Source organism: Enterocloster sp. 210928-DFI.2.20 (genome assembly GCF_020554465.1).
Taxonomy (GTDB): Bacteria; Bacillota; Clostridia; order Lachnospirales; family Lachnospiraceae; genus Enterocloster; species Enterocloster bolteae.
Genome location: NZ_JAJCHK010000035.1, coordinates 1 through 23,335, shown reverse-complemented (window position 1 = coordinate 23,335; position 23,335 = coordinate 1). Strand labels below are relative to the sequence as shown.

The 23,335-nt window shown below is 46.7% G+C and carries 22 protein-coding genes; 3 read left to right on the top strand and 19 right to left on the bottom strand.

Going from position 1 to position 23,335, the window contains the following annotated elements:
• Positions 1-36: 36 nt before the first annotated feature.
• From spoIIID to LI015_RS23080, 13 genes are all read right to left on the bottom strand, one after another.
• Positions 37-312 (bottom strand): sporulation transcriptional regulator SpoIIID, encoded by a 276-nt coding sequence (gene spoIIID / locus LI015_RS23145; RefSeq protein ID WP_002568397.1) that lies wholly within the window; start codon positions 310-312, stop codon positions 37-39.
• A 145-nt stretch (positions 313-457) separates the two neighbouring features.
• On the bottom strand, positions 458-2,335 hold the full coding sequence (gene phnW, locus LI015_RS28415) for a 2-aminoethylphosphonate--pyruvate transaminase (protein ID WP_002568398.1): 1,878 nt from the start codon (positions 2,333-2,335) through the stop codon (positions 458-460).
• Positions 2,336-2,433: 98 nt separating this feature from the next.
• Positions 2,434-5,061 (bottom strand): extracellular solute-binding protein, encoded by a 2,628-nt coding sequence (locus LI015_RS23130; RefSeq protein WP_227126466.1) that lies wholly within the window; start codon positions 5,059-5,061, stop codon positions 2,434-2,436.
• Between the two features lie 22 nt (positions 5,062-5,083).
• Positions 5,084-5,869, bottom strand: a complete 786-nt coding sequence (locus LI015_RS23125; protein WP_021895430.1) for an ABC transporter ATP-binding protein — start codon at positions 5,867-5,869, stop codon at positions 5,084-5,086.
• A 229-nt stretch (positions 5,870-6,098) separates the two neighbouring features.
• On the bottom strand, positions 6,099-7,007 hold the full coding sequence (locus tag LI015_RS23120; protein ID WP_002568401.1) for a MurR/RpiR family transcriptional regulator: 909 nt from the start codon (positions 7,005-7,007) through the stop codon (positions 6,099-6,101).
• A gap of 350 nt (positions 7,008-7,357) precedes the next feature.
• Positions 7,358-8,776, bottom strand: coding sequence for a four-carbon acid sugar kinase family protein (locus LI015_RS23115; protein WP_227126465.1), 1,419 nt, complete (start codon positions 8,774-8,776; stop codon positions 7,358-7,360).
• Positions 8,777-8,794: 18 nt separating this feature from the next.
• The gene (locus tag LI015_RS23110; RefSeq protein ID WP_002568403.1) at positions 8,795-9,607 is read right to left on the bottom strand and encodes a 3-keto-5-aminohexanoate cleavage protein; all 813 of its coding nucleotides are present in this window, start codon (positions 9,605-9,607) and stop codon (positions 8,795-8,797) included.
• A 32-nt stretch (positions 9,608-9,639) separates the two neighbouring features.
• Positions 9,640-9,993 carry a cupin domain-containing protein gene (locus LI015_RS23105; protein WP_117625691.1) on the bottom strand — a complete coding sequence of 118 codons (354 nt, stop codon included), beginning with the start codon at positions 9,991-9,993 and terminating at the stop codon, positions 9,640-9,642.
• A gap of 100 nt (positions 9,994-10,093) precedes the next feature.
• Positions 10,094-10,831 (bottom strand): FadR/GntR family transcriptional regulator, encoded by a 738-nt coding sequence (locus tag LI015_RS23100; RefSeq protein WP_002568406.1) that lies wholly within the window; start codon positions 10,829-10,831, stop codon positions 10,094-10,096.
• 164 nt (positions 10,832-10,995) lie between these two features.
• Positions 10,996-12,267 (bottom strand): TRAP transporter large permease, encoded by a 1,272-nt coding sequence (locus LI015_RS23095; protein ID WP_002577375.1) that lies wholly within the window; start codon positions 12,265-12,267, stop codon positions 10,996-10,998.
• A 1-nt stretch (position 12,268) separates the two neighbouring features.
• Entirely contained in the window at positions 12,269-12,751 is a 483-nt protein-coding gene (locus LI015_RS23090) for a TRAP transporter small permease (RefSeq protein ID WP_002568408.1), read from the bottom strand.
• Between the two features lie 10 nt (positions 12,752-12,761).
• The gene (locus tag LI015_RS23085) at positions 12,762-13,781 is read right to left on the bottom strand and encodes a DctP family TRAP transporter solute-binding subunit (protein ID WP_002568409.1); all 1,020 of its coding nucleotides are present in this window, start codon (positions 13,779-13,781) and stop codon (positions 12,762-12,764) included.
• A gap of 153 nt (positions 13,782-13,934) precedes the next feature.
• Positions 13,935-14,606, bottom strand: a complete 672-nt coding sequence (locus LI015_RS23080; protein ID WP_002568410.1) for an aspartate/glutamate racemase family protein — start codon at positions 14,604-14,606, stop codon at positions 13,935-13,937.
• Between the two features lie 190 nt (positions 14,607-14,796).
• Here LI015_RS23080 and LI015_RS23075 point away from each other — a divergent pair, with 190 nt between their 5' ends.
• From LI015_RS23075 to LI015_RS23065, 3 genes are all read left to right on the top strand, one after another.
• Positions 14,797-15,048 (top strand): GntR family transcriptional regulator, encoded by a 252-nt coding sequence (locus LI015_RS23075; protein WP_227126464.1) that lies wholly within the window; start codon positions 14,797-14,799, stop codon positions 15,046-15,048.
• 235 nt (positions 15,049-15,283) lie between these two features.
• Positions 15,284-16,252 carry an SIS domain-containing protein gene (locus LI015_RS23070; protein WP_227126463.1) on the top strand — a complete coding sequence of 323 codons (969 nt, stop codon included), beginning with the start codon at positions 15,284-15,286 and terminating at the stop codon, positions 16,250-16,252.
• 72 nt (positions 16,253-16,324) lie between these two features.
• Positions 16,325-17,203, top strand: coding sequence for a YitT family protein (locus LI015_RS23065; protein WP_002568413.1), 879 nt, complete (start codon positions 16,325-16,327; stop codon positions 17,201-17,203).
• On the opposite strand, the gene LI015_RS23060 is transcribed toward LI015_RS23065, so the two are convergent.
• From LI015_RS23060 to LI015_RS23035, 6 genes are all read right to left on the bottom strand, one after another.
• Positions 17,200-18,009, bottom strand: coding sequence for a histidinol-phosphatase HisJ family protein (locus LI015_RS23060; protein WP_119204373.1), 810 nt, complete (start codon positions 18,007-18,009; stop codon positions 17,200-17,202). The two genes, LI015_RS23065 and LI015_RS23060, sit on opposite strands and share 4 nt — an antisense overlap.
• 166 nt (positions 18,010-18,175) lie before the next feature.
• Positions 18,176-19,015, bottom strand: coding sequence for a carbohydrate ABC transporter permease (locus LI015_RS23055; protein WP_207660726.1), 840 nt, complete (start codon positions 19,013-19,015; stop codon positions 18,176-18,178).
• Positions 19,016-19,026: 11 nt separating this feature from the next.
• Positions 19,027-19,908 (bottom strand): carbohydrate ABC transporter permease, encoded by an 882-nt coding sequence (locus LI015_RS23050; protein WP_118017226.1) that lies wholly within the window; start codon positions 19,906-19,908, stop codon positions 19,027-19,029.
• Between the two features lie 66 nt (positions 19,909-19,974).
• Positions 19,975-21,297, bottom strand: a complete 1,323-nt coding sequence (locus LI015_RS23045) for an ABC transporter substrate-binding protein (RefSeq protein WP_227126462.1) — start codon at positions 21,295-21,297, stop codon at positions 19,975-19,977.
• 62 nt (positions 21,298-21,359) lie between these two features.
• Complete coding sequence (locus LI015_RS23040) at positions 21,360-22,199, bottom strand: sugar phosphate isomerase/epimerase family protein (protein ID WP_118017222.1); 840 nt, start codon at positions 22,197-22,199, stop codon at positions 21,360-21,362.
• A gap of 47 nt (positions 22,200-22,246) precedes the next feature.
• Positions 22,247-23,137 (bottom strand): PfkB family carbohydrate kinase, encoded by an 891-nt coding sequence (locus LI015_RS23035; RefSeq protein WP_118017220.1) that lies wholly within the window; start codon positions 23,135-23,137, stop codon positions 22,247-22,249.
• Positions 23,138-23,335: the final 198 nt, after the last annotated feature.

Here is a 23,335-nt window from a genome sequence, read left to right as displayed (position 1 = left end):
TTATCGGCCCGGTGCCGGCTTCTCTCCCGTACTTTCTTAGTCCTCCTGCTTGCTGCAGATTGCCAGCCTGTGCTGGTACTTCTCCCTGGTAGCCAGCCCTCCCCGGATATGGCGCTCTGACTTATTCACATCCAGCACGATTCTGGCCTGGGCCGCCAAGGTGGGATTGATGTGCTCAAGCCTGTCAGTTACATCCTTATGTACCGTGGATTTGCTTATTCCAAACTTCTTCGCCGTCTGCCTTACCGTGGCATTGTGGTCTATGATGTAATTGGCGATGGCTACCGCACGTTCTTCAATATACTCCTTCAAAATGAGTCTCCTGAGGATTTTTTTACATCATATGCAGAAAATCCCGGGATTAGCACACCCTGTACGTTTTCCGGCAGGAATATTTTCCGTCCGCGCATGTCCGCCTCAGGCGGACTGTCCTGTGCCGGCCGGCAGAGTGCAGCTTTTAAATATATTCCAGCACGCCACGTATATCCGTGACCACTGCGTCCGCGCCGGCTTCCAAGTACATCTGCCTTACCTTCCGGCTGCGTTCTTCCTTTTCCTTTGGGGAAAGCGCCTTAAATTCCTCCCTGGACAGTCCCATGGCAGAGCTTCCCTCAATTACTCCAACTGTAAACAGCCCTGCATTTTTACCTTCTCTGATATCTGATACCGTATCGCCCACTTTCATGACCCGTCTTACATCCGTGAGCCCCAGAAACTGCATGTTTCTGAATATCATATAGGGATTGGGTCTGCCCTTGCGGTCCACGGAGTCCGGGCTGAACCAGCAGTCCGGCTTATATCCCTTTGTTGCTGCGGCCGCGGCAACAATCTCCATCATCTCATCGGTATAGCCGGTTGTGGAGCCGATTTTTATTCCCATCCCCCGAAGCGTTTCCACGGTTTCAGTTACATAGGGCTTTACATCTGTAAACCTGGGAACGTTCTCCAGAATTTTCTTCTCGCTTAACTGATACACCTGGTACACATCCTCTTCTGTAAACGGACGGCCGTATATCCGTTCCCACTCCGCTGTAAGGCGCTCCATCTGAAGCATGGTGCGCACATGGTCAATTTTCAGCATTCCCATAGGAGCCCTGACCTCGTCCATGGTGGGAACAATTCCAAATTCCTCAAACGCATCCATGAATGCCTGGACCGGCGCAAAACATCCATAGTCCACCGTGGTGCCTGCCCAGTCAAATATCACCGCATCAAAGGCTGTATGGCTTTTTTCACGCTTTTGTATCTTTTTGTTCAGGAACTCACCAATGATTGCACACAGCCTGCGGATATCTTCCTCGTAGATTTCCCCAATATTGCCGATTCGGAACGTATCCGCATCCGTCACCTTTCCCGGATAAATGGCATATCCCCGCTCCTTGATATAGTGATACATCTCGTCAAAAGAAAACGCATGGTTTTCAGGGTAGAAGAAGGTGGTAATGATTGGTCCCTGATGCCGGCTGTCAATATAAGGACGAATCCCCATCTCAGCCATCAGCTCAATCAGCAGCCTGTTATTGGAAGTATAGCGCTGATGTCTGGCCTCAATTCCGCCCTCTGCTTCCATCTCCCGCATTGCCTGGGCAAATGCCAGAACCACATGGGTTGGGGAGGTAAAACGCCATTTCCCGTCCTTCTCCATTGTCTTCCACTGGTCATATAAATCCAGGGACAGGCTTTTAGCCTTTCCCTCACATGCAGCCAGGCAGTCCCGCCTGCAAATGATAAAGGAAAATCCCGGAACACCCTGGATGCATTTGTTTGCGCTGCTTATGATAAAATCAATTCCCAGCTCTTCCGCCGGGATATCCACGCCGCCGAAGCTGGACATGGCGTCCACGATAAAAGTGCGCCCTGACGCCTTTACCACGCCTGCCACAGAAGCAATGTCATTCAGGATTCCCGATGTGGTCTCACTGTGTACCATGGAAACATGGGTAATCTCCGGATGCTCATTGAGCAGCTTCTGAATTTTATCCGCGGACGGAACCTGGTCATAGGTCTCGCTGTAAAGAATATAAGAAAGACCGGCATGTTCTGCTATATCCGCCATACGTTCTCCATACGCACCGTTTGAGGCAATCAGCAGCCTGTCATCCGCCCCCACAGAGCTGGTAAGCACAGACTCCACCCCAAACGTACCGCTGCCCTGCATCAGCACGCAGGTATAGGTATCTTCAGAAACGCGGGCCAGCTTAAGCAGCCCTGAGCGGATTTCCTGGGTAATCTTTTTGTAATCCTCATCCCAGGTGCAGTGGTCAAACATCATCTCTTTTTTTACAGTGTCCGTAGTGGTCAGCGGACCCGGGGTCAACAGTTTATAATTCGGCATACCTAATTTTCTCCTTGTCTTATCTTTCTCTATTTTTAATGCTTCACTTTATTTCCCGCAGCCTCTCTTAGCAGCCTTTTTGCCGGAGGATTTTTTCCCTATTTGCAGCTTTCAGACAGCTCCTGATGCTTTTTCAGCAAGTCCACGGTCAGCTTTTCCGGAAACACCCTGGGATAAGCGGACTGGTTCTTTGAATTGCTGGTTTCACCCTCATAGATTGGAAGGGGATAGGTGGTCAGCAGCTCCTGACGGCCGTTTTTGATAATACACTCCGCCATTTCCATGGCCAGCTTATTTGTCTTATCTCCCTTGTCAATGACAGCCGCGGACTCAGTCAGAGAAAAATTTCCCTCGGTGGGATCCACATAATCAACAGGAAGCCCTTCTGCCTTATCCGCAACTGCCTGGTGACGCAGGCCGAAACCGACGGCCACCTCGCCGGCACGTACTTTTTTCAGGGGTGCAGAGCCCGAGCTTTCAATATGGGGGCCTGCATTTTGATAGATTCCGCTGAGAACCTCCTTTGCCCCGTCCTCTCCGTATTCGCTGACAATGGCCTGCATTAAAAGCCACGCAGTGGAAGAACTCTTTATATCTGTAACGGAAATCAAATCAGCGTACGCGGGATTTACCAGATCTTTAATACTGGACGGCGTTGGAAGCTGATGTTCCTTCATCATCTCAGTGTTAAGAATAATAGCTCCCTCCTGTCTGGTAACCGGGCTGTAGTAGGCCGGATATTTCTCCAGGGGTTTTGCGTCAAAAGTCAAATCAAGGAACATGTGATTCTGTTCCTGGGCGCTCTCCAGATAGAAGGAACTCATGGTCACCAGGTCAGCCTCGATATCCGTCCCTTCTGCCAGCAATTTGCCTCCCAGCTCCGAGGTGCCAAAGGTCTGGAATAAATATTTTCCCCCGTATCCGTTTCCGTCCAGAGCATGCTTCATTGCCTCCACGGCTTCGTCATCTGCGTTGGAGTAGATAATGACCTGGGCTTCTTTCTTTTGACAGCCGGTTACGGCGGCAGCGGCAGCCAGAACAGCGGCCAGACATCCCATGACAGCAGCTTTTTTCCAATTCTTCATGATTGTTTTTCTCCTTTTGTTTTTGCAGCGGCCTCCTGCCAGATATCCGAACAGTCCCTTTGCCGCCAGGTTCGTTATGAGAATCAGCAGTGACAGCACAAAAATCTCATTAAACTTTGTGTAATACTGCAGTTCCTTAATTTTCGTGGTAATGACCATGGTCCTGGCTCCTGCTATGAAAATAACAGCGCTGACAGTCACCATGGCATTGACAAAATAATAGCTGAACACTTCCAGAAGGGTGCTTACCGCATTGGGCGTCACCACGCGGACAATGGTCTTAAGCCAGCTGTCCCCCATTAAAAGGGCTGTGGTCTCCCAGGACGCATTCATCTTTGCCAGGGAGCTCTTCATCATCAGATAGGGGGTGGAAAAGAAATGCACCACATTACAAATCACTATGATGAAAAAGGTATTCTGAATGGGCGTCCCGGAAAATGTAAATAAAAATGCAATACCGATTACCATGCCCGGAATGGTGTTCGTGACCAGGGCAATGCTCTCAATAACAGATTTAAGCCGGCTGCTTAACTGGCTGCGGGCCGTGGCCAGCGCAGCTGCGTATGCCACCAGTGAACCGGTGAGCGCCGTACAAATGGATACCAGGATGGAGTTCTTATACACAGAAAGCAGTCTGGAATCCGTAAACACAGTTTTTATATGCTCCGTGGTAAACTGCCTCCTGTAGGGCCATTCCTCCACCATAGGCACTACGAAAATTACCGCAAATATACACAGTACCGAAGCCAGAATGAGTACGGACGCCGCCCCGCAGCATATGTCGCGGATTCTCCCCTTTCTCAGCTCTATGCCGGAGACCTTGCTGTAGCGTATATTAAACCGTTCCAGAAACTGGAGCAGGGAAATGCTCACCACCGACGGAACCAGCATAAACATAGCCACCACAGCCCCTCTGTTAAAATCCGGTACACTACCCAGCATTTCATTGTAGAGCACTGTTGCCACCACATCATACTGTCCGCCTACAGAAGCCGGTATCCCAAAATCCGTAAAACACAGAAAAAAGCATTGAACGAAGGAAGCGGCCAGGGTGCCGAGCAGAGGCCTGATAACTGTTCCCAAAAAAGTCTTTAACGGGCTGTCCCCCATAATCCTTGAGACAATCATGAACTTCTTATCAATAAAACTCATGGTGTTCAGTATCAGCATAAATGAGATAGGCAGCGTGTAGATAACATATCCCAGAAGCAGTCCGCAAAAGCCGTAAATCTCAAACATCTGATGCCCTATCATTCCTGTGATAAACCCCTGCCTGCCAAAGGAATAGATAATGGCAAATCCGTATGTAATGGTGGGAAGAAGCATGGGTACCACTGCCGCCAGGCGTATGAATTTTTTTAGGCCTTCCGGCACATTGGTATAATGTATGGTATAGGCCAGCACAAAAGCCAACGCTGTGGTCAGCACTGCACTGACACAGGATACAAAGATGCTCCGGCCAAAGGCAGCCGCAAATCCCTTTCCTCCCGCCACATCCGCGTAGTGCTCAAGGCTGATGCTGCCTCCTCCTTCAAAGGATTTTCCCAGAAGCAGTACAATGGGAATCAGAAGAAATACCAGGAAAACAATGACTACCATTGCGTAAATCTGTTTGAGCTCCCTCTCTTTAGTCTTTATCATAGATTTCTTTGTCCTCACGCTTTCATGCTGTGCAGCTGATTCTCTGACTGCTGCTCCGTGTCATTTCCCGGCTGAACAGAGTGAAAATATTATTTCTCTTGACCTCAAGCTGATTTAAAATAAAATTCTTTACAAAGCTGTCTGCGGGCTGTCCTATGATTTCCTCCGGCCTGCCGAACTGGGCAATGTTCCCCTCATTGACAATCAGCACCTTGTCCGACAAGGTCAGCGCCTCCTCCGGGTCATGGGTTACAATAATGGTTGTCAGCTTAAACTCCCTGGCAATTTCCTTGATCTTCTCCTTGATGGACTCTTTAATCACACCGTCCAGAGCGCTTAACGGCTCATCTAACAGAAGTATCCTGGGCTTCATCACCATGGTTCTGGCCAGGGCCACACGCTGCTTCTGGCCGCCGGAGAGCTGGTCAATTCCCTTGGCCAGATGTTCCCTCAGCCCCAGAAGATCAATGAGCTCCTGCACCTCCTGTCCGGTGGAAATGTCAGGTTTGTTCCGCAGTCCGTAGGTAATATTTTTATATACATTTAAATTAGGGAACAGTGCGTAATCCTGAAACACAATGTTGAATCCCCGTTCCTCCATGGGAACACGGGTGATGTTGCGGCCTTCAAACCATATTTCACCGCTGTCTGCATCTGTAATACCCAGAATCAGGTTAAGAAGCGTTGTCTTGCCGCAGCCGGATGGTCCCAGAATGGACAGAATTTCTCCACTCTCAATAGACAGGCTGATGTTATCTAAAATTGTAACCCCATCGTAAGATTTCCTGATTTTGTTCAGTTCCAGCATATAATATGCTCCTTTCAAAAATTGCCCCTTGCTGTAATTGTGCCGTTACTCGTTTGTCCCTAACGGACAGTCAAATTAAAACACAACGGCAGACGTAAACTCAACAAAATTCCTGTAATTCTTGTGTAAAGCCCGTGTAAACCCGTTCCGGCGCAAAAAAAGAAGGCTTGTAGATTTTCTACAAACCTTCTGTCCGCCCGGCACTGCCTGATGGAGCAGCAGACCCGCTCTAGTACGTCTGGTTCCGCACAATACGGCTGCTTTCGTCCAGCTTTTTGGTGTATTTTGGATAGTCCCGGAGAATGATCCCTGTGTAAATCATATCTACCACCGCAATCTGGGATGTCCTGGAGAAAATGGCATTGCCGTAGAGCTGCTGCCGGTTGCCGGTGCACAACATGATATCCGCATATTTTCCAATCAGCACATCATCGTAATTCGTCAGCACAATGGTGGAAGCTCCCTTCCGCTTTGCAAGCTTCATCACATCCACTGTGCTCTTTGATGTACCTGAGTACGAAATACCGATTGCCACATCCTGCTCCCCAAGGTTTCCTGCGCTGATCTGCTGAAGATAGACGTCGTTATAGGTCACACAGTTAATCCCCAGATACAGAAGCTTAGTCACCAGGTCATTGGCAACCGTGGCTGAGTTTTCCACATAATATACAGCCACCTGTCCGGCGCTGCAAATCATCCCGGCGGCTTTGATGATTTCCGAAGGTGAAATATGTTTAAGCGCATCGTCCAGATAGGAAATCGTCCTGGTAATCACCTGGCCCGGAACCTCCTCCGGCCTGTCCTCCTCTGATATGCCATAACCGCAGACCAGAGGAGGCGGCACAGCCCCGCCGGACCCGTCCGCCCGGCTGTCCGCCTTTGCATCCGCTTCCATATTGCCTCTGCCGGAGGCTGCCTTCAGCACCGCATACTTAAATTCCCGGAAGCCCCCGAAACCCAGGGCCTTCACAAATCTCATGACCGTGGGCTGGCTGACTCCCGCTGCCTTTGCCATGGGAACCAGGGAAAGCTCCTCCAACTGTCCCGCATATCCCAGATAATAGTCCGCCACCTTCTGTTCCGAAGGCCGTAAATCCGCATATAGCTTCTTTATATTAAATTCAAACGGTTTCGCCATGTCCCATACCTCGGTTTCCAGATTCTCCGGTCTTCAGTTTCAGACTCTTCGGATGCAAATACCAATGCTCTCATGCCATACATACACAGGATATACGCGGTACTTTTTCTACAAATATCCGGTTCTGCACGTTTCTGCCAATATGTCAATTCAGCTTCCCACAGATAAAATCCTCTGTCCGGGAAATTGCATTTTTTTCAATACAATGCTGTTCCGGCACAATTTCCCTGCCAAAACAGCATTCTGTTTCTGATATATGAAGTCCTCTGTACTCCCTATTATAGCTTATCTTTGTCTCCCGCACCACAAAAATTGTACTTCAGCCAGGAAACCGGGGGCCAATGCAGGATTTACCCCAACAATATCTCCACCGCCTCCTTAAGCGTCTCCACTTCCCCCACATTACCGGGGAATATGATATAAGGCGTTCCCGGAAAACGGCTCTCCGGACCTGTGCGCCATACCGGTATGCCGGGGCGGATCTGTCCCAGGACCGCTGCATGCTTTACCTGCAAAGCCTTGGTTCCCACATCGCTGGAGGTGATGCCGCCCTTAGCCACCACAAATGCCGGCCTCACCTTCAGCCTGCCCACCAGTGACTGGACTGCGTCGGAAATCCTGACCGACCGCACCAATGCCTCCTCAGGACTGTCATGTTCCAGGGACAGCAGCTTCCTCCTGGTATATACGGCGACCGTCACCCCACGGCCAATCAGCTCCTCTTCCTGGCTTATCACAGAACTGATTTCCTCCTGGAATTTTTCCTCGTCCAGGACCAAATCGGAATTAAACTCAATGAACCTGATTCCCTCAACGGTTTTTAAAGCCTCCAGCTGGCTGGTTGTTTTTTTTGTATGGGATCCCACCACTATGATTCCGCCTGTACCGCAGTTTTCCTGCACCATCTCTTCCCTGGACAGAAGGGGTCTCTCACGGATGGCCCCGAATTCCTTCACAAAGCCTGCGGCTGTGCGGAACATAAACCTGCGCCCCTGGTTCATGGCGTCATAAAGGGCAATGCAGAACACCTTCAGGTCGCAGGCATCCACTGCGTTCACCACGATTTTCCCAAAATCATGGAGCGCCAGCAGTTTATCTGTAATGGCGGCATAATCCAGGCTGCGAAGCTCCTCCAGGGAAACATCCAGCACTTCCCGGGCCGGATATCTTCCCCCTGTCTTTTCCTCCACATATTCCTTTAGATTGGAGCAATGGTACCCAAAGGTCTTATCCTCTGCAAATTCTGTCTCCCCGGCAGGTATCAGCTCATTTCCATACTTTACATAGTGCACATTGCCGATGGTAAAACGCCCGCCCTCCTTAAAATAGGGACAAATGATTTCCCCGTCAACAGCCCGGCCCCTGTGCTTTTCCTCTGCCCGGGCCAGCAGCTCTGTCTCCAGAGGGTAATGTCCCCTCAGTGTGGAATCTCCCCTGCTGACAATCACATAGTCAATTCCGGTTTCCTCCGACACCTTTGCCGCGGTTTCCCCGATTTCCAGGTGGGCCCTGGTGGTCTGTTCCACGGTAAATCCCCTGGAATTCGTCAGTATGTAGAACAGCTTCCCGTCCTCTTCAAAGCCTTTCTTAATACTGTCATAGGACCAATCCGTATACACGGAAACATCATGGACCGTCTGCACGCCGGTGGGATCATCGTCCAGGACTATGATTTTATGTCTGTCCTGCCGGCATTTTTCTTCCAGCAGAGCCTGCACGGCGTCGGTGTCCACCCCGGGATACTGGTCTAATACAGATGCATTCAACATGGTCTGTTCTCCTCTCTCTTATCTTCCAATGCGAAACAGCTCCCTTGCCTCATCCGGCAGCATGGGCTCTTTATCCATGGCCCTGAGAAGCTTCACTGTCTTTTCCACAAGGGGGGCGTTGGATGTTACCTGGGTCTGTGCGTCCAGATAATTGCTGTCCTCAAATCCAATTCTTACGGTCCTGGCTCCCATGCCCAGGGCACCGGCCAGCAGCGAAAAATCCTTTCTGTGGGCCTGTGTAATGCCCCACACGGCATTGGAAGGAATCATCTGTATCATGGCAGCCAGGGCCTGGGGCGTTGCCGGGGCTTCTCCCTCATGGCCCAGCACCACACTGAACAGAACCGGATCCGCGAAGTCATACTTCTCCATCAGCCGGGCCATGGTCCAGGTGTGGCCTATTTCAAACGTCTCCACCTCCGGAGTCTTTTTCTGTTTCAGTATTTCCCGGATACAGTACTCCACGTCGTCTATGGGATTGCAGTACACAGCCTTTCCCAGATTAGTGGATCCCACGTTCAGGGAGCAGGCTTCCACCAGCTCAGAATACAGAGGGGCGCAGCGCTCCCGTATGTTCAGGTCCGATACCCCGCCCGTGGACACCTCGATGATGATGTCCGAATCCCGGCGAATCATGGCCAGCGTCTCCTCTAACAGGGACATATCCGGCGTCAGCCGGCCTTCCCTGTCTCTTACATGAAGGTGCACCATGGCAGCCCCTGCCTTATAACACTTATATACATCCTCCGCTATCTTCTCCGGTATGATGACCTTGTCCTCTGCCGATACCGGCGCAACGTTTACCAGAACCTTATTATCCATGTCTGTCATTTATCTAATCTCCCTTTTTACAATTTCTGCATTTACGCAAACAGCACCTGTGCAATCAGCACCAGAGGTTCATCCCCTGTCTGTGCAATCCCATGGCTGTCCCCGGGCTGGGCTGCGATGATGTCCCCTTCCTCCAGATACTGGTCCTGTCCGTTTATAGTGTGAACGGCTTTTCCTCTTACAATAACCATGGTTTCCATTTCCCCCTCATGGGTATGGATGCCGATTGAAACTCCCGGATTCAGCGTATGGCGCACATACGCTCTCCCCTTTCCCATCATTTCCTCCTGGCCTGTGAGAAGCTTCTCCATCCAGACGGTTCCATTTCCGCCCATACAGCCTTCGATCGGCGTTCTTTCCAGCTCATTTTTCGTTCTATATATCATAAAAACGCTCCATTCTCTCAAAAAAATAAAGGGGCTGCCGCATCATTGGCTTCAGACATATCATCTGTCCTGTTCCGGTCATCATGCAGCAACCACCTTGCTATTCATCTTTTACTTTTGCCCAGTACTGGTAATGTTCCTCTACAATCGCATAGATGCCGGCCGAATCCCTGTCCTGCAGAAGCTTCACGATTCTGCGGTGCAGGTCCAGGAAGTTTTCCACTTCCCCGTCCAGGAATATCCGGTCTATGGTCACCATACGGGAACGGCGGGTGATTTTGTCCACATAGTTGCAGATGGACTGGAGCATCACATTTTCCGTGATTCCCACAATGGCCATATGGAACTGTACATCCGCCTCATACAGGCTGCGCGCCTGGGGCTTATCCATATGGGCCTGGTACTCCAGCTCCTCCATGGCCTTCTCAATGGCTTCCATCTGAGTCTGCTCCAGGGATTTGGACCTCAGTTTATCCACAGCCAGCTGGAGGAGGCCCACATCAATCACCTTTCTCAGCTCCACAATCTGGCTGGTGGAATCCTTCTGCAGTATGATACCGTAAAGCACCGGATAAATCATCCTGCTGTCATATTCCTGACTCACAAAGGTGCCCTCTGCCCGCTTGATATGTACCACGCCATATGCCTCTAACACCTTGATGGCTTCCCGGACCGAATTTCTTCCGGCCCCCATTGACTCCGACAATTCTGCTTCTGTAGGGATTTTGTCCCCTGGGTTTAGCTCTCCATTTATGATAGCATTGGTAATGTTGTCTACAATCTTATTAACAACTGACTGTCCTCCGACAGGTTCTTTTAAAAAACTGGTCTTTTCCATGCTGAACCTCCTTTGCTGCATACACCTGGCAGCCCTGCTTTGGCCGCCTATGTGCAGTGCTTACCGCCTCCGCTCAACCAGACCCGTCAGGGGCCTGGCGTGGCAGTCCACTTATCCATAAGTATACATCATATGTTGGTTCAGCGCAATCTTCTGTTCCCAGGCTAGGAAGGAATCAGGCACAGGGACAATGCCGGTATATATGTAATGCACAGCAGGGCCAGAAGGGACATAAGCAGTAACGGCACCATCTTTCGGCATATTTCCTCAAACTTAACCTTTCCGATATCAGCCGCAACATACAGATTGGGTCCTACCGGCGGCGTTACCTGGCCAATGGACAGGTTCAATACCAGGATGACGCCCAGCTGAATCATGTTAATATCCAGGGCCTTTGCGATAGGCATGATGATGGGAACCAGGATATAGAGGGCGCTTGTATTATCCATAACGCAGCCTGCGCACAGGAATACAATGTTGATGATAACCAGCATGATATACTTGTTATCTGTAAGGGCCAGGGCCATTTCCGTAAGGGAAGCAGCAATCCCCTGCTGAGTCAGTACCCAGGAGAAAATGCCTGCATTCATGATGATGAGAAGAATCATGCCCGTTGTCTTGGCAGTGGAAAACAGTGTCTCCTTAAGCTCCGCCAGGCGCAGCTCCTTATAGATGAAAATTCCCACTATCAGGCTGTAAACAACGGCAACCGCCGCTGCCTCCGTAGGTGTAAAAAGTCCCGAATAAATGCCTCCCAGTACAATGACCGGGCTTAAAAGTCCCCATATTGTATCCAGGAACAGCCTGCCGATTTCCTTTAAGGATGCCCTCTGGGTTTCCCCCTTCCATCCGTTCTTCTTGGACTTAATGAACACCATAATACAGAGCATGAAGCCGAATATAAGTCCGGGTACAATACCTGACAGGAACAGGTCTCCAATGGATTCCCCTGTAATCATGCCATAGATAATGAATGTAATACTGGGAGGAATAACCGTTCCCAGGGAGCCCGATATAGCGGAAAGGGCGCTGGAAAATCCTGCGTCATATCCCTGGGCCACCATGGCCGGAATCAGGATGGATCCCATGGCTGCAACGGTTGCTGTGCCGGAACCGGAGATGGCCGCAAAGAACAGGGCTGCCACCACTGCCACATACCCCAGTCCGCCGTGAACCGGTCCGATGATGCTGTCCGCCAGGTTGATAAGGCGTTTGGAAATGCCTCCCTTGTCCATGATTGCGCCTGCAAGAACGAAAAGCGGAATGGTCAGAAGGGAAAATTTCTGTACAGTGGCCTGCATCATGGAAGGAATAACGCCCAGAGGGGCGCCTGAAAATATCAGGGTCAGTGCGCTGGACACGCCCAGCACAATGGCAATGGGAATGCCGAATCCAATCATCACTGCCATGGAACCAAATAGAATCGCTGCCGACATATTAATTTCCCTCCTTTGCTAATCTGATCTCATACTGTACCATACGGGCTATGGAAAAAACCGCTGACAATGGAATGGCAATTCCGATGGTCCACTGAGGCATCTCCAGAACGCCTGTAAGCAGATGATAGTGATACTGCCTGTAAACCATCTGTGCTCCCCATATAATCCAGATTCCATAGTTGGCAGAGCATAAAAGGAGCCTGCAGATACGGTAAACCTTACGTTTAGTTCCGGTGAATTTATCAGTCAGGTAATTAAAGCCCATGTGGGAATCTGTCTTAAACACACTGGCCGCGGCCAGGCAGCAGACCCACACAAACATGGTGGTCACCAGTTCCTGAGTAAATGACATGTTGAACCATGTAATCTTTCTTGAGAACACATTCATAAATGTGACAAAGGTCATAACAAGCAATGCGGCTGAACAGAGATATTCCTCAAAATTCTCCCAGAAGTCCTTTAACAATCCTTTTTCCTTCATAACGCCCCTCCTAATTCTTATAACCGCCGGTAAACAAGTCGATTACATCCTGTCCCACAGATTTTGCATAATCATCATAGATTCCGGCGCAGGCCTTCTGGAACTCCGCCTTCTGCTCCTCTGTCAGCTCTGTGATAACGGTGCCTCCGTCCTTCAGCTTCTGGATAATCACAGCCTCGTTGTCAGCCAGATAATCATTTCCCCAGTCCAGGGCTTCTGCCGCGCACTCCTTTACCAGCTCCTGGTCCTCAGGGGACAGCTTGTTCATGGTCTTGCGGCTCATGACCCAGATGGTGGTATCCCTTACCCCGTCCCACAGGGTAACATACTGCTGTACCTCTGCAAATTTAGAAGAGTCAAAAACCGCGATTGGGTTCTCCTGCCCGTCTATGGTCTTCTGCTGAAGGGAGGTGTACACCTCTGAGAAATCCATGGCAGTGGGATTTGCCCCAAAGTAATTCCTGTACAGGTCAATGAAAATATTGGCGCCCGGCACACGGATATTCATGCCCTTCAGGTCCTCAGGCTTTGTGATCTCCTTCTTGCTGTTGGATATCTGTCTGGAACCGGCGTTATTGATGCCCAGCATTTCCATCTCCAGGTCATTGCACCAGCCGTTTACCACCTCATGCACCTTATCGCTGTGGCAGAACGCCAGCAGATCATCTGAATTAGGGAACAGGAACGGCAGCCAGAAGGAATAAAACTTCTTATCATAATTGGCAATGTTTGGCGGTGCGCAGGAGTGGATGTCAATGTTGCCGGCCTGTACCAGCTCGATGGCCTTTGTCAGGTCTCCTCCGGACAGTCCGCAGTTGGAATAAATGCTGACTTCAATCCTTCCGTCACTCCGCTCCTCCACCAGCTTCTTAAACTCCTGGGCAGTCAGGTCGCTGATGGACCCCGGACTCTGTGTATGGGTAAAATGAAGCACTACCTTCTTATCTCCGGCAGAACCGCAGGCCGTCATGGACAAAACCATGGCCGCAGCGCATATGACTGCCGCCGCCTTTTTTAACCTTTTAAACATACTTCCCTCTCCCTTCGTTGCGTGCACCCGGCCTCTGTGCTTTCGCTGCCTGTGCGCGATATGTTCTAACGCAGTACATTTCAAGTAATACATTCTAAGTAATAGATTCTAAGCAATATATTCTAAGCAATACATCCCAAGGAATCCCGTATATTACATTAGTCCCTTCTTAACAAGAGCGTCCTTTAGTGCAGCAGCGCCGAATCTCGGACTGGATAATACTACTTTACCATACTTTTCATGAATATACTCCTCACAGTAGGCCATGGATCCCTGGGCAAAGAGAATTACATCCACCTTGTCCGCAATGGTTCCCGCGTATTCACTCATAAGGGCCTTAAACTGTTCCTGGTCCAGGCCGAAGCCGCCATCCACCAGCGCGTCCACCAGCTCCACCTGACGGTTCATCTCCCTGGCAACCCTTAAAATAGTGTTCTTTGTGGGATTCAGTGTGGTGGGAAGGGTTGCCATAACCCCGATTCTTTTTCCCTGCCTTACTGCCTCCCGGCACATCTCCTCATCCACACGCACAATGGGGATTCCCGTGTATCTGGCGATATCCTGGGCAGCGTCCGCCACCTCGCCTACGGAAGAACAAAGATTTAAAATAGCGTCCGCTCCTTCCGAAACAGCTGTCATATACATGCCCACCAGCCTGGCTGCCGGAGGAGCCGTCACATAACCTGCGTCCCTGACCTCTGCCAGGATGGAAGGATCCTGGTAACTGGCCACCTCAGTCTCCCGGGGAAGGACATCCCCCACTTCCTTTTCTACTAATTCAATCAACTCCGGTGTTGTGCTTGTGTAAACCAATGCTACTTTCATGAATTATCCTCCTGATATACTTCTATTAGAACCAACATCCAACATCCTATGTTTTATGAGATAAATATACTACATCCTACGTTGGTTGTAAATTGTGAAAATGCACATGATTATAACACCTCTTTTATGCAGTTTTACTTATTAAAAATACAAAAAACATGGAAAGAACCTGCAAGTCAGGATCTCTTCCATGTTTTTCATTCTGCATCTCTCCCGCACTCCGGTACGTGAAGCCCTCATTGAACTGAGCAAAGTAGGTTTGGTGGAGATCCAGCCCCAAAGAGGAAGTTGTATCGCAAAGATTGACTATGAACTGATTGGAGAATCCCGGTTCATGCGCCTGATGCTGGAGAATGCCGTGTTAAAGCTGGCCTGCGAAAGTATTTCACAGGAATATATGGACAAACTAAAAGAATATCTCAGGACGGAGACAATATCCTGAATACTTTGTGAAATAAAGAAGATTTCTCCCCAGGAGATACGGATGAAATATACCGGTATTTCCTGGGGATATTTTTATTTTTTTTCCTCCCTTCTATTACATCCAGATACTGCAAACTATTATAATGTAATAGAACATTATGTTATATTCTTATTGACTATTTTTATATAACGTTATATAATGTATTTATAAGACAAATAAAAACTACATATCTCTCAAAGGAGGCCCTATTTTTATGGAACTAAAAAAAATTATCGAGGAAATCAAAGCAGAGCGCCCGGAAATCACCTCAGTCATCTTTGTAGGATGCGGCGCATCCCAGGCAGAGCTTTATCCGGCCAAGTACTTCTTAGAGGGCAATGCAAAAAAGCTGAGGACCAGTCTGTACACGGCCAATGAATTTGTACATGCCACCCCTGCGTGCGTGGGCAAAGAAAGTATAATCATTACCTGCTCCCTTGGCGGCAATACCCCCGAGACAGTGGAAGCCTCCAAAAAAGCCATGAATATGGGCGCTAAGGTAATAGCCATCACACATACCCCCGGTTCACCACTGGCTAACAGCGCACACTATGTGGTACTTCACGGATTTGAGAAGAATTATGCGGCCAAACTGGAAAAAATGACCTTCTGTCTGCAGCTGGCAGCTGAAATTCTCAATCAGTATGAAGGGTATGAACATTACCAAGATATGATGACCGGTTTTGGTAAAATCTTTGACTTAATAGAAGACGCAGTTTCCTTCGTAGTCCCTTCCGCAAAAAAATTTGCAGAAAACTACAAGGATGCTCCTGTTATTTACGTTATGAGCTCCGGAGCTACCCATATGGTGGCCTATTCCTTCTCCATATGCCTTCTGATGGAAATGCAGTGGATCAATTCAGGCTCCTTCCATGACGGCGAATTTTTCCATGGTCCATTTGAAATCGTAGATAAGGATGTGCCCTTCCTTCTGCTGATGAACGACGGCAGTACCAGAGCATTGGATTCCAGAGCCCTGGACTTCCTGAACCGTTTCCAGGCCAAGACCACCCTGATTGATGCAAAGGATTTTGGATTAGGGTCCGTAATACCATCCACGGTCAAAGATTACTTCAACCCGATGCTGATTACCGCAGTGCTGCGGGTTTATGCAGAGCAGCTGGCAATCCTCAGGAATCATCCCTTGACCCAGAGAAGATACATGTGGAAACTGGAATACTAATTATCTTTCACATTCAAAAGGGCTTCCGGCTGCTGATGCTTTGCCGGAAGCCCTTTTTATGGAGGTAGGACTATGTCTAAATTATCCGGAAGGAATACTCTCTTATCCATGGCCGGTGCCACCGCGGGGGTATTCCTTTTTGCATTTTCATTCTGTGTGTTTCTGCGGCCTCTGGGGCTTTACAGCGGAGGTTTCACAGGCATTGCCCAAATCATACATCTGGTCTTTCAGGACATTCTCAAAATCCCGCTTCCCGGAGGAATCGACTGGACCGGAATCATTTTCTGGATGCTTAATATCCCCCTGTTCCTGTTATCCTATGTACTCATCAGCCATAGCTTTTTCTATAAGACAATTGTATGTGTATGCCTGCAGTCCCTCTTCATTGCGTTTATCCCATCGCCGGAGATTCCTGTGTTCACAGATCCACTTGCATCGGTCCTTGTGGGAGGTGCCATATCCGGCTTTGGAGTGGGTCTGACCCTGACCTGCGGCGGTTCAGGCGGCGGTGTGGATATAGTTGGAATCTACTGTACCAAGCGGTTTCCCAGGTTCAGCGTAGGCAGGATATCTATTTTGATTAATGTACTGATTTATCTGTTCTGCGCATTCCGGTACAATCTGGCCACAGCCGCATACTCTGCCCTCTTTGCCATCATTGCAGGGGTAGCCACAGATAAAATTCATTATCAGAACATCAAAGCCTGTGTCACAATCATCTCCCGGCATCCAGACATCCAGAATATAATACTTAACAACCTGCACCGTGGTGTCACAATCTGGAATGCCTCCGGCGGCTATACCGGCCAGTCCACCTATGTCTACATGACTGTCATTTCCAAAAACGAGATAGAACCATTAAGGCAACTGGTCCTCACTGCTGACCATAATGCTTTTATTGCCATCCAGAACAATATAGACGTCACCGGCCACTTTGAGAAGCGTTTTTAGAGAGGCTGGAACAAACACATACGTTTTTCATAGCGGGCGATTCTGTCAAAGCCCGCTTTTTTTACGAGGCCGAGGGCTTCTATGAAACCGCTTCCCACATCTTCCGGGAGATGCGCATCAGAACCAACTGTAATCACAGTGCCTCCAAGCTCTTTGTACAGCTTAAGGCATCTGATTCCAGGCATGGTTTCCCCTGCTCCCTGCCTCAGCCCTGATGTGTTGACCTCAATTCCCTTTCCCCTCTCAATGAGCGCGGTCAATACCTGAACTATCCTGTCCTCATATTTATCATAATCATCCGGAAGTCCCGCTTTCCTGCAATGACGCTTGTACAGATCCAAATGTCCCATACAGTCAAAATCCCCTGTCCGTGCCAGCTTCAGCAGGTGACTGTAATAAGCGTCCGCAATCTGCTGCACCGTATCCTTCCGAAACTCCATCTGACTTAAGTCAATGTTATCAATCTTGTGCACGGAACCAATGAGATAGTCAAAGGGCCAGCTCTTTATAATGCCGGATGCCTTCTCCGGGTCCAGGTGAAGCTGCCCGAATTCCATAGCGCTGCGGATAATAAGCCGGCCTTCATACATCTGCCTGCATTTATCCAGTTCTTCAAAATAACGGATAAGATATCCCCGGTTAAAATATTTCCCGGTTATCCCGCCTGCGTAAAACTCATAGTGGTCTGTAAATGCGATCTCTTCTATACCCGCAGCCATGGCTGCATTGCACATTTCCTCCATGGTACCCTTGGCATCGGGGGAAATTGTGCTGTGGACGTGATAATCTGCAGTTTTATATTCCATGTTTTTTTCGCTCCCTTTTTGTTTTACCTGCCCCGGCTCCGGATATATGAGTTTCGTACCATACAAAACAGGAGGAAGCATTTTTTCTTCCTCCTGCTAATATCTGTTTTTTTAAGTATAGTCTTTTAATTATCCGGACCCAGAGTTATTGACTAACTTTATTCTATCACCCTTTAACGCCTCCAGCAACTAGGCCTCGTATAAATTGTTTTTGCAACAATATGAAAACTATAATTATTGGCAGTGCGGAAAGGGCTAATGCCGCGATTAAAATCCCCCATTCTGTTCGCAGCGTGCCTCTCATATTCATAAGTCCTAACGGAATGGTCCGTAGATTATTGCTAGAAGTAAATACCAGTGCAAACATAAATTCATTCCAACAATACATACCAGTAAGTAAAGCACTGGTAGCAATAATCGGTTTACTTAACGGCATTACAATGCTTGTCAAAACTTTAAGAGAATTACATCCATCAATATACGCCGCATCTTCTAATTCCTTTGGTATACTTAAAAGATATGCTCTCATAAGAAATACTGTAAAGGAAATCCGGAAAGCTAAATATGGTATTACCATAGCAAAATAAGTATCATATATTTTTAGTTTTGACAACAAATCATATAATGGCAAAAGCGCCACTTGGGGTGCCAGCATTAATCCGGATATTATAAAAATCAGTACTGGATTACGAAGTTTAAAGTTAAACCTGGAGTGGGTTAATGCGAATGATGCTAATAATGATATCAATACTGTTGCAGCAGTTGAAATTCCAGTTACAAAAATACTGTTTAAGAAATAATCACCGACTCCATATTTCCAAGCCAGTATATAATTACTAACCCGCCATTCCTTAGGCAATGCAAACGTATTTGTAAAGATCTCATTGTTGGTTTTGAATCCAGATATCAAAATCCAAAACATGGGTAGCAGAATAATGGCTGACATGGATACTAAAAATATCCATCCAAGAATCGTCAACACCAAGCTTTTTTGCTTCCTATTCAAGTCAATCCCCCCTATTCTTTTCCTGTATTTGAAATCTTCATCTGAATCAATGCCAGTGCAAACGTAATTATGAAAAGCGTTATTGCAATGCTACTTGCATAGCCCATTTGATTTGCATGAAATGCCGTCCTATATAAATATGTTGAAAGTACTTCCGAAGAATTACCAGGACCGCCTGTCGTCATGATATAAACCTCATCAAATAGTTTAAACGAGCCCACAACGCATATAATACAATCTACCAAAATCATCTCCTTAATGTTGGGAATTGTTACATGGAAAAACCCATCTATGGCTCCAGCTCCATCAATTTCAGCTGCTTCGTATAACTCAGACGGAATTTTTTGAATACCTACAATCAATAACATTGCCATATATCCAAAATACATCCACTGAGAAGCAAACATAACACCCCAGATTGCATATCTGGAGTCACCCAAGATATCTAAAGATGATGTGTTAATCCCAAGAAGTGCAATTATCTTATTAAATGGCCCGACAATCGGATTATAAATCAGATACCACAACAAACCAACCACAATAAAAGACATTACAGACGGAAGGAAATAAGTGGTACGAAAAAATCCCGAATGCTTCCTAAACATTTTTGATTCCAGAACTGCTGCTATAATCAGCCCAAAAAACACCTGTCCAATTAAGGAAACCAATGCATATAAGGCATTGTTTTTTAGACATATCCAAAAAATCTCATCACGAAATAGCTCTTTATAATATTCCAACCCCACAAAGGCTCTGTCCGGTTTGAAAACTGACCAATCAAAAAAACTGTTATAGATATTTTCGATAATAGGGTAATAAACAAATACCCCAAGGATTAAAATGGCTGGAAAAAGATAAAGGAATGGCAAGACTTTCCTACTGTTTATTTTCATGTCCTATACCTCCTAAAATATGAACTAGCTTGAATTAGCTGCAAGCTAGTTCATATTTAAAACCGATTACTGATTACTGTCCCTTACCCTCACAGCAGCCTCCTGCATCTTCTGCATATACTGCTCCGCCGTTATTTTTCCTGCATAGAATTCTTGTCCCTGCGCTCTCATTACATCAACAATGCTAGACTCCAAACCGCAGTCAGTCCAGTTGCTCATACCTGAAAAATTCATAATCATGTCCATAACATCAACTAATTGCGGTATGGCATTATCCTCTGTTGTAGCTCCAATAATTGAACTGGTATGTTTTGCCTCACTCACAAGTTTTTTCTGAATATCAAGAGATGTCAGGTATTTTAAGAAGTCTACAGACTCTTCTACATGATTACTCTTCGCATTGACAATCATTCCTTCAGGTGCGCCAAAAATCTTTCCCTGATTTCCAGCTTCATCAGTAAACTCAGGCATTGCAAAGAACCCAAAATCACCATCGAGTCCATTGTATACGTCATTAAACTCCACTACCTCCACATAGGCCATTGCACCCTCTCCAGCATAAAAAGTTTCAAGAGCCATATTATGTTCCAACGACACACAGTTCTCTTTAAAATACCCCTTATCCAACACATACTTGAAATAGTCTAACCCTTTCAGATAACCCGGATCATCTAGAGTTACTGTCTTTACATTAAAATCCTGACCTTCCAGAACATCTTCAGGTACACACCGCTGCCATAATGCGCCGTACCAATGTGGCGCATCCCACGTTGTGCCATCTCCAAGTATAAATGGAATAACTCCATTTTCCTTTAATGTTTCACAAATCTTCATTAAATCGTCCCACGTCTTCGGTTCTTTTAAGCCATACTGTTCAAAAACAGATTTTTTATATACAAATACCTGACTGTCAAATCTTGTAGGCAGTGCAAACTGGGCCTCTCCGTAGGTGAACGCGCTATAACACGCCGGATAAAAAGAATCCTTCCATTGGGAATCATTGTCAAGGTAAGGCTTTAAATCCAACGCATAACCGCCCCTTGCAAATTTTTCACAGTATTCTCCAGACCATGTTTGATAAACATCCGGAAGTTCTGCACTTCCTAATGCAACCTGTAATTTTGTTTTTATATCGTCATCTGTTGTTGTTGTTATCTTTATTTCTACATTAGGATGGTTTGCTTCATAGTCTTTGCAGATTTGTTCAAAAACCTCCACTTGACCAGGCTGGCAATATTTGTGCCAAAATGAAATAGTAACCTTGTCACTTTTAGCTACGCTAGAGGTTTCACCGACTTCAGAAGTATTTGAACCTCCACATGCGTTCAAACTCAGAACAGCTCCTGTCATCACTATGGTCAAAATACTTACCAACGATTTTCTATTCATTACATATCCTCCTCACAATATATTTTATATTATTAGTACAAGTATTTCTTAATATATTTTACTTACGCCAGCTCTTTGATTTCTCTTCTTAACCATTCAAAAGATACTTTCATAGCGCGTTCTGGGTCTTCCACATATTTTCCATTCATGATTTCAAGAGATATGGCATACTCATATCCTGCTTCGTTAATACTTTGAAGCATATATCTCAAGTCCAAATCACCTTCTCCCAGAACCAAATGTCCGTTGGGTATTCCATCTGCAAAATGTATATGCCTTAGACTCTTTCCTAAAGTTTCAATAACTTCCTTTACTTCTTCACCGCTATACCCCAAAACTGCTGTATCCAGCATTCCGTAAAGCCGAGGGGATTTAATTTCCGAAAGCATTTTTATTGTCTCCCTGGCGCTTGTTAAACACGTATAAGATTTAGGAGAAGTTTCCAAGGCAATATCCACGCCATATGTTTCCGCAATATCCGCGAGATATTCAAGGGCTTCCCTACTTCTCTTCCAAATATCTGCATCCTCTTCATCTAGACAACCAAAACCAGACAAAAATTGACATAGAGAGCACTCCATTTCATTAGCAATCTCCAGACACCTCACATAAGTCTGTATGCTGCGGTTCCTTGAAACCAAATTTTTATTTGCAATATTTATAGGATAAATACACTGTTCCGGCGTAACGCAAATTACCTGCAAATGATGGTCCCGTATCTTTCTTTTGGCTGCTGAAATATCAGATGGTGAAAGATCATCAATATGGAAATGTGGGTCACAAGCATATAATTCCATCTTTTTGCCACCAATTCGTTCTAATGAATCCAACGCATATTCAAAAGAGTATTTTCCATATGGATAGTTTGCAACCGCTATCTGGTTTTCTAAAATTTGTTTCATTTTATTTAGCATCTCCTTTGCTATGAATAATATTGTTATTATTGTATCTAAAACACCTTGCCAAATCCAAAGGCCCCCTCCTTTTGGCAATTGCAAGCAGAATATACGGCCGCCCGGTACAGGCTAGTTTTTACAACCAGCTTCTGATAATCTACAATGGTAGTGATTCCCCTATCCCCCGAAACAACTGGGAAATCCCTAGCATCTTTCATAGCATCCACATAGTTTATTAAAAAACATGTGATAAAAGAATCACCTGCCCCCATAGTATCCGTTGCAGCTACCAAGCAAGGGGACTGTTCATACAGAGTGCCATCTACAGAAACCAGAGCCCCTTTGGAACCTCTTGTTGCAATCACTATATGACGACAGCCATATTCGCGAATTTGTTCTATCTGGTTTAGTATTTCATTCCTTGACATATCTCCGCAGGAAATGCTGGCGCAATCAATGAAAGGCAGACAACGTCTTAAATATGCATCATCTACACAGTCAGAAAAATCCATGGATACAAATCCAGCTGCATCCCTGACAAAAGGAAGCATGTCTTCCACATAGCTGAAGATACTTGTATGAACAATATCAAAGCCTGCAAGATACTCTCTGTCCATTTTTGTCAGTCCCAACGGGTATTTTTTAGATACACCACCCTTGTTAGAGCCAATAAACACCCGATCACCATCATCCAGTCGTACCTCTGCATATCCATTCTCTCCTGTATGAAAACGGCAGTGCGAAAGATCTAATCGTAATTCATGGGCTGTGTTGTATACATGAATCGCAGCTTCATCATCACCAAACACACCCAAATAACCAGCCTCAATTCCAAACATTTTGGCATATACTGCAAAATTTAATGCGTTCCCACCTGGATACATAGTATGTGTATGCATATATTTATCCACCACATTATCTCCTAACCCCAAAACTCTTAACATATCCTCACCCCTTGTAATTGTGTCTTAAATATTATACAATCATTATATAACGTTATGTATTATTTGTAAACATGAAATGCTGCAAATTCTTATTTTTGTATGATATGTAAATTTGTCAGGACTATTTTTATGCATATTAATCAAAAAAGGTTCTATACTGAATGTTGGGGTGTGCTGAAAAGCACACTTCCAACATTC